This window comes from Collinsella aerofaciens (genome assembly GCF_964243765.1).
Lineage (GTDB): Bacteria > Actinomycetota > Coriobacteriia > Coriobacteriales > Coriobacteriaceae > Collinsella > Collinsella aerofaciens_BU.
Window position 1 is genome coordinate 85,652 of the sequence record NZ_CAXTGI010000010.1, and the last position, 7,454, is coordinate 93,105.

General features: G+C 59.4%; 7 protein-coding genes. All 7 read left to right on the forward strand.

The genetic code is table 11. The annotated features are described in order from the left end of the window. The first annotated feature begins 8 nt into the window (after positions 1–8). Positions 9–743 carry a LytR/AlgR family response regulator transcription factor gene (locus tag ACESSC_RS07925; protein WP_373162341.1) on the forward strand — a complete coding sequence of 245 codons (735 nt, stop codon included), beginning with the start codon at positions 9–11 and terminating at the stop codon, positions 741–743. A gap of 92 nt (positions 744–835) precedes the next feature. After that, positions 836–1,780 carry a zinc dependent phospholipase C family protein gene (locus tag ACESSC_RS07930; RefSeq protein ID WP_117634430.1) on the forward strand — a complete coding sequence of 315 codons (945 nt, stop codon included), beginning with the start codon at positions 836–838 and terminating at the stop codon, positions 1,778–1,780. Positions 1,781–1,881: 101 nt separating this feature from the next. Continuing rightward, entirely contained in the window at positions 1,882–3,141 is a 1,260-nt protein-coding gene (locus ACESSC_RS07935) for an MFS transporter (RefSeq protein WP_055252086.1), read from the forward strand. Between the two features lie 171 nt (positions 3,142–3,312). Further along, positions 3,313–4,500 (forward strand): glycosyltransferase, encoded by a 1,188-nt coding sequence (locus ACESSC_RS07940; RefSeq protein ID WP_117564949.1) that lies wholly within the window; start codon positions 3,313–3,315, stop codon positions 4,498–4,500. After that, entirely contained in the window at positions 4,497–5,840 is a 1,344-nt protein-coding gene (locus ACESSC_RS07945) for a histidine kinase (protein WP_006235157.1), read from the forward strand. The genes ACESSC_RS07940 and ACESSC_RS07945 overlap by 4 nt, the downstream gene beginning before the upstream one ends. Before the next feature lie 72 nt (positions 5,841–5,912). Further along, positions 5,913–6,629, forward strand: coding sequence for a LytR/AlgR family response regulator transcription factor (locus tag ACESSC_RS07950; RefSeq protein WP_373162342.1), 717 nt, complete (start codon positions 5,913–5,915; stop codon positions 6,627–6,629). Positions 6,630–6,724: 95 nt separating this feature from the next. Continuing rightward, entirely contained in the window at positions 6,725–7,192 is a 468-nt protein-coding gene (locus ACESSC_RS07955; RefSeq protein ID WP_117584170.1) for a YfcE family phosphodiesterase, read from the forward strand. Positions 7,193–7,454 lie beyond the last annotated feature (262 nt).

Genomic DNA, 7,454 nt, shown 5'->3' on the forward strand with positions numbered 1-7,454 from the left:
AAGCGCATATGTCCGAGGGATGGAACATCTTGGTGGTTGATGACGAGCCTCCTATTAGGGCTGAGCTACGTTATCTGCTGGAAAAGGATGCACGTGTGGGACAGATTGCCGAGGCGGGCAATGTCACCGAGGCCGTGGAGTCGATTCTGTCGAACAAGCCCGACGTGCTGTTTTTGGATATCACGATGCCCGGCCGCTCGGGAATTGAGCTAGCCGAGACCCTGCAAAACCTAAAGACGCCGCCGGTGGTGGTGTTTGTGACGGCGTTTGCAGAGTTCGCGGCCGACGCGTATAACCTCGATGCTGTCGACTATGTCGTCAAGCCGGTCGAGGACGCGCGCCTGTCGAAGGCGCTCGACAAGATCGAAACCGCCCTGGGTGTTCGCCGCGCTGTCCATACCCCGCGTCAGCCCCTTCGCCTGACGGTGGACCGCGGGGGTAAAAAGGTGTTCATCCCCGTGGCGGATGTCTGCTACTTTGAGGCGCGTGCCGATTTTTGCAACGCCGTCTGCGCCGAGGGAACATATCTGATTAATGAGTCGATTTCCTCGCTCGAACGTCGCTTGGGCTCCGAGGGCTTTATTCGTGTTCATCGCAGCTATCTGGTCAATTTGGAAGACGTGCACAATGTTGAGATTGGCTCCACGGGGTTGATGGAGCTCAGGCTCGACCGCGTGAGCTCGACGGTGCCGGTGTCCCGTCGTCGCGCTGCCGAGGTTAAGGCGCACTTGGGGCTTGCGTAGGCGGTCCGTATGCCATCGTTTGCCACTGCAGGTTTGGCGTGACCGTGCGGTGGGCATAATGGGTGACATCGAATGAAATCGAAAGGAACAATATGCCCGCGCTCATTACGCATCATCTGTTTGGCGAGGAAAGCATCGACCGTCTTCCTCAGGGCGTTATTACGTCCGACGAGGAGCGCATCGCCTTTATCCTGGGAAACCAAGGTCCCGACCCGTTTTTCTTTCACATTCTGACACCGCGTGTTTCCGACTGTACGCTGCTGGCGCAGGTCATGCATCGCTCGCGCATGTCTCGCCAGTTCGCGTGCCTGCGCGACGGCGTGTCGCATCTGCTGCCGCGCGACGCCAGCTTGGGTCGCGCCTTTGCGCTGGGCCTGCTGTCTCATTACGTGCTCGACCGCAACGCCCATCCCTTTGTCTATGAGCAGCAGTTTGGCATCGTGGAGTCCGATTCAGAGCTTGAGGATTCGAGCAGTCAGGTCCATGCTGTGATCGAGAGCGACCTGGATGTACTGATGCTGCAGCTTAAACGCGATGGCGCTACGGTCGACGATTACCCGCCGGCGGGCGAGATCGTCACCACCGATCGCATCAATCGCGTGGCCGGCGTGCTGATGAGCTATGTTGCCGGACGCGTGTACGGCATTGACATTCCGGCGGGGGAGTACGGTGCTGCCGTTGCCAATATGCAGCGACTTTACCGCGCGATTGAGCCGGCCGGCTCCGCAAAGACGCGCGCGATCTCGCTGGTTGAGGGCTTGGTGCACGACTACTCGCTGCTCGACGGCCTTGCGCACCGCGTGACGACCGAGCTGCCCGAGCGTACCGGCAACCTGGGCCACTTGGCATGGAAGAACCCCTTTACCGATGAAGTCTCGACCGAGAGCTTCCCCGAGGTCTTTGACCGCGCGCTGCTCGATTACGAGTGCACGGTCGCCCGCTTTATCGAGACCGGCGATATGGAAGCCGTGACCAACCATGTCAATTACAGCGGTCGCGTGCTCAATGCCGATGAGGAGTTCGACCGCGAGGAATAGGGCTCATGCGTGCCCCTTTGCCGAATCCTTACCGGTGCTTCTGGACAATTGGGGTACGATGAACTAACTGCATATCGGGCAAATACGAAGGGTCCCTGTCCATGAAATACACCAAGCTCGAGCGTAACTGGGTTATGTACGATGTGGGCAATTCGGCCCTCGTGCTGCTCAATACCTCGGTGGTGCCCATTTACTTTAACGCCATCAATACCGGCGCTTCCTCGGCCGACCTGGTGGTCGCTTGGGGCAATGCGCAGACGATCGCCTCGCTGGTCATCGCCATGCTCATGCCCATTCTGGGCGCACTTGCCGACTACGCCGGCAACAAGATCAAGTTCTTCTTGGGCTTCTTCCTCACGGGCCTGGTGCTTTGCCTGGCGCAGGCTATCCCAATGTCCGCCATGGCATTTTTGACCGTGTACGTGCTGTGCACCATCGGCCTTAACTCTTCTATGACGTTCTACGACGCCATGCTGCCTGACATTACCACCGACGAGCGCATGGACGCCGTGTCCAGCTCGGGTTATGCCTGGGGCTACATCGGTTCCACCGTGCCGTTCGTCATCTGCCTGGCGCTCATCATGGGTGGCCCCGCTCTTGGCATCCCCACCATGCTGGCAACGCGTCTGTCGTTTATCATCACTGGTGCCTGGTGGCTCATCTTTACCCTGCCGCTCATTCGCACCTATAAGCAAAAGTACGGTCGCGAGCGCGGTCCCGAGGACACCATCGGCCACATCGTGGGCGGTGTGTTCTCCGAGGTCGGACACACCATGCGCGAGATTGCCCACAATAAGACCGTGCTGGTCTACATGATCGCGTTCTTCTTCTATATCGACGGTGTGCACACGGTCATTTCCATGGCCACCAGTTACGGATCGGCCTTGGGCATCGATTCGACGCAGCTGGTGCTGGCGCTGCTCGTTACGCAGTTCGTGGCCTTTCCGTCCGCCATCATCTACGGCAAGCTCGCCGGACGCGTGGGCACGCTCAACATGATCCTGGTGGCGGTCGCCGCCTACATGGGGATTGTGCTGTTCGCCGCGTTCTTCCTAAAGACCGCCTTTGAATTCTGGGTGCTTGCCATTATGGTCGGCCTGTTCCAGGGCGGTGTGCAGGCGCTCAGCCGTAGCTACTTTGGCCGCATTATCCCCAAGGAAAAGTCCAACGAGTACTACGGCTTCTTTGACATCTTTGGTCGTTATGCAAGCGTTATGGGCACCTTCCTGGTGTCGGTCGTCACCTCGCTGACCGGCAACCCGTCGCTGGGCGTCCTTTCCATTGGCGTGCTGCTGGTCGTTGGCTTTATGCTACTGGTCCGCCTGTCCCGCATGACTCGGGCGGCAGAGCATGCCGCATAGGAGCGAGCGGCTATTGTGCCTGTCCACGGTACTCTTTTGGGGTTATCCGCAATAAACATTGCGACTTGCGAGCAATGATTTGCCCAAGTGGGTATGATGGAATCAGCTAGGTCGCGGGGCGTCGCCTGTGTTTGGCGGCGTCCCGTTTTTGTGTTGCAGGGAGGGTAAGGCATGAACGCCACGGTCGTGATTCCAACGTATTGGGCGGGCGATGACGCTTGCGCAAACGCCCCTGGCACCTATGACCATTCGACGCGACTCAACGCCGACAATCCCGAACTCGACCGCTGCCTGGCCTCGCTTGAGCAGGTGTGCGACATCCCGCGCATCATCCTTTTGGTGGTCTGTCCTGTTTCTGCCACAGCCGATGTGTCGCTGCGCGTGCACGAGATTGTCGACGCGCATCCCACGCTCAAGGTCACCGTTGTCACCAACACCCAGGCCTCGCGCATCGCAGACCGGGTTGCTCAGATCGCGCCCAAGGGTTCGGGCGAGTGCGTGAGCCTGCGAGGCTACGGTGCCATCCGCAACATGGGGCTAGCCTGTGCTGCGGTGCTGGGGCATGACGCGGTTATCTTTTTGGATGACGATGAGACTGTCATCGACGCCGACTTTATGAAGCGCGCGACCTATGCGTTGGGGCAGCAGACGCGTCAGGGCTTGCCGATCTTGGTCAAGAGCGGCTATTTCTACGATCGCGACGGCTCGCCGCTGGCTCCCACGGACAAGGCGGGCATCTGCCATCGTTGGTGGACCAAGCGCATCGAGTTCAACCGTTGGATGAAAAAGGCGCTCTCGGGCACCCGCATCTCGCGCTCCAACTACGTGTGCGGCGGCCTGATGGCCCTGCACGCCCGCGCCTTTACGCGTGTGGCCTTTGACCCGTTTATCACCCGCGGCGAGGACTTGGATTACCTCTTTAACATGCGTATGTTTGGCTACGACGTGTGGTTTGATAACGAGTGGACCGTGCGCCATCTGCCTCCGGAGTCCGAAAAGCGCTCACCGCGCTTTATGCAGGATGTATACCGTTGGTACTACGAACGGGCCAAGTTGACGTTCGCCGCGCATCAAAAGGAGCTCATCCCCGTTACGGCGGCATCGCTCATGCCCTACCCGGGCCCGTGGATTTCGCGCGAGCTCGACGACCGCGTGCGCAAGACCGCTATGGTCCGCAGCGTGTTTACCCGCGAGCATGAGGGCTACCTGCGCATTTGGCGCCATGGTATCGGCGAGGCAAAGGCCTATGCGCGCCAAAACGCTGCAAGCTACCTGCGTTTCCAGAGCTTTTGGCCCAAGATCATGGACGGGCTTTGGCGTGACGCACAACTGATCAGTATCCTGGAGGGGGCCGAATGATCGACCGCCGCGCCCAGCGCGATAGTTCAATATCAATCTTTCGCATCATTGCCGTTGCATGCGCCATTTGCGTGCTGGTGTACTTTATTTTTGCCTTGGTGACCGGTATCGAGCCGATCGCCACGGTGATTGCCTGCGCGCTGCTGTGCATCTTTCTGTGCATCTTTATCTTTTTGACGCTCAATCCCGATTCGGTGCGCTCCCAGTACACCGAGGAGACGCTCTCGGTGGCCTCGGCCATGCTCGAGGACATTAAGGGCGGTCTGACGCAGGAGTCGGCGCGTTTGGTGTGCCGGCGCATTTTGCCCGAGACGCGCGCCATGACGGTGGCCATCACCGACGAGGACAACGTGCTTGCCTGCGCGGGCGAGTTTGAGGAAAAACTGCTGCCCGATACTCCCATCCACACGCTTGCCACACGCTACGTTATCGAACATGGCATCGTGCAGTCGTTCAACCGTATGGTGGATGTCGTGGGCTCGGACGGCTCGCACAACCAAGTTCCCGCCGGCATTATCGCCCCCATCAAGGTGGGCGATCGTACCGTCGGCACGCTCAAGTTCTACTACAAGACCCCGCGCGCCGTCGACCGTACCCAGTATGCGCTTGCCTCGGGCTTTGCCGAGATCTTGTCCACGCAGCTCGCCATCCACGAGCTCGAGGTGCAAAAGGAACTCACGGCGCGCGCCGAGGTGCGTGCGCTGCAGGCGCAGATTAACCCGCACTTCCTGTTCAACACGCTGAACACCATTGCATCGTTTACGCGCACCGACCCGCTGCGGGCCCGCGAACTGCTTCGTGAGTTCTCATCGTTCTATCGTGCTACACTCGACAACTCGGGATCGCTTATTCCGGTCTCGCGCGAGGTCGCACAGACCAAGCGCTACCTTACCTTTGAGAAGGCCCGCTTTGGCGAGGACCGCGTGCTTGCGACGTTCGATGTGTCCGAGGACGTGGAAGATACGCTGGTGCCGGCGTTCGTGATCCAGCCGATTGTCGAGAACGCCGTACGTCATGGTATGGGCGATGACGACGCCCTGAGGATCGACGTGACCGTTCACCAAGACGGCGAGGATGCAATCTTGATTGCCGTGGCCGATAATGGCGTGGGCATGGATGAGGGTACCGCCGCCAGACTGTTTGACGAGCGCTCTGCCCGTCCCGACGCCAGCTCTCCCCAGGGTGGCGGCGCCGGTGTGGCCATGCACAATATTTCGGAGCGCATCCATCGCTTTTATGGGCCGCACTCCTATACGCGTGTCGAATCGGCGCCGGGCAAGGGCACCAAAGTGCTCCTTCATCTTGATTTGTCAGAGAGCATCTTTGACATTCAAGAGTAAAATAAAAGGCTACGGGCTCAACGTCATGCGACGGATGCCCGGCGTAGTTAGTTGACGAAAGGTTTTATCCCTATGCTGCGTGCGATGATTGTGGATGATGAGGCGCCGGCTCGCTCGGAGCTTCGCTTCCTGCTCGAGCAAACGGGCAAGATCGGCACGATCACGGAGGCGTCGAGCGTCCGCTCCGCCATCGAGATGCTTATGGAAAGTCGCGTGGATGTCGTGTTTCTCGATATCTCGATGCCCGGTGCCTCGGGCCTGCAACTTGCCGAGGCGCTGCATAAGCTCAAAAATCCGCCGGCGATCGTGTTTGTGACTGCGTATAGCGACCATGCGGTCGAGGCATTCGACGTGGATGCCGTCGATTATCTGATGAAGCCGGTCGAGGAAGCTCGCTTGGATCGCGCGATCGAGAAGGTCATGCAACGCGCCAAGCCGGTTACGGACAGCAAGGTGACCATCGAGCGTATCCCGGTGGAAAAGGGCGGCCGCAAGGTGCTCATTCCCGTGGACGACATTCGCTTTATCATGGCCAAGGACGATTACTCCTGCATCTATACCGTCGATGATCGCTTTTTGTCGACGACCGCGCTGGCGCAGTTTGAGGCCAAGCTCTGCGATTTTGGCTTCTTCCGTGTTCACCGCCGCTATATCGTCAACTTGGCGTGCGTCACGGACGTTGAGACGGTGCCCTCGGGCGCCATCCAGCTGGGCATTACGGGCGTCGACGAACGCGTGCCGGTTTCGCGCCGCCGCGTCGTGCCGCTCAAGAAGGCCCTGAGCCTCTAGCACACTGGCCCCGCAGCCCTGTAGACCCATCGTCTGCGGAGCCGTGGGGCCTTTTTGTATGTATCTGCCGAATCGTTTTATGCGGAAGGGATCCCATGAACAGTGCAAGCGCCAAGCGTATCGACATCATCTCGGACACCCACGGCTATTTATCGCCTGCGCTCCTGGACGAGCTTGAGGGCGCAGACCTGATTATCCACGCCGGCGACCTTACGTCAGAGATGGACTACGAGCACCTATGCACCATCGCCCCCGTGCGGGCCGTACTGGGCAACAACGATTACTACCGCGACTACGGCCCCGATGTAGACCGTCTTGCGCTCTTTACTTACGAAGGCCTCAAATTCGCCGTAGCCCACTACCGCGAAGACCTTCCGGTGGGATCCGTGGACGTAGCCATCAACGGCCACACCCACGTAACCAAAGAAGCCCAAGTGGGCCGTTGCTTAGTCCTCAACCCGGGCAGCGCCAGCTACCCCCGAGGCACCCGAGGCCCCACCATGGCCAGAATGCTCGTCAAAGACGGCAAGATCCTAAGCACCAAGTTTATTGACTTGGACTAACCGCAACAAAAACGGGGGATGCAAGCCGCATCCCCCGTTTTTGTTTCAGCAAAAGGCAGAGCTTCAGCGACAACCTTAGACAACCCCGCCGAGGAGAACGGGGACCTCGAGCCGCGGAAGCGGCGAGGAACAACAACGACTCGAACAAAGTGACGGCAGGGAGGGTCTCCGGGGCTGGGGGCGGGGGTTAAGTTTGTCGCGAGTTCCGCACGCAAAGGAAAGCACTTAATGTGCTTTCCGTCTTGCGCAGGACTGTAGAGCA

Bases quoted from the DNA above. Each gene is read 5' to 3' on its own strand.
- ACESSC_RS07925 (WP_373162341.1), top strand. From the start codon at position 9: ATGTCCGAGGGATGGAACATCTTGGTGGTTGATGACGAGCCTCCTATT.
- ACESSC_RS07930 (WP_117634430.1), top strand. From the start codon at position 836: ATGCCCGCGCTCATTACGCATCATCTGTTTGGCGAGGAAAGCATCGAC.
- ACESSC_RS07935 (WP_055252086.1), top strand. From the start codon at position 1,882: ATGAAATACACCAAGCTCGAGCGTAACTGGGTTATGTACGATGTGGGC.
- ACESSC_RS07940 (WP_117564949.1), top strand. From the start codon at position 3,313: ATGAACGCCACGGTCGTGATTCCAACGTATTGGGCGGGCGATGACGCT.
- ACESSC_RS07945 (WP_006235157.1), top strand. From the start codon at position 4,497: ATGATCGACCGCCGCGCCCAGCGCGATAGTTCAATATCAATCTTTCGC.
- ACESSC_RS07950 (WP_373162342.1), top strand. From the start codon at position 5,913: ATGCTGCGTGCGATGATTGTGGATGATGAGGCGCCGGCTCGCTCGGAG.
- ACESSC_RS07955 (WP_117584170.1), top strand. From the start codon at position 6,725: ATGAACAGTGCAAGCGCCAAGCGTATCGACATCATCTCGGACACCCAC.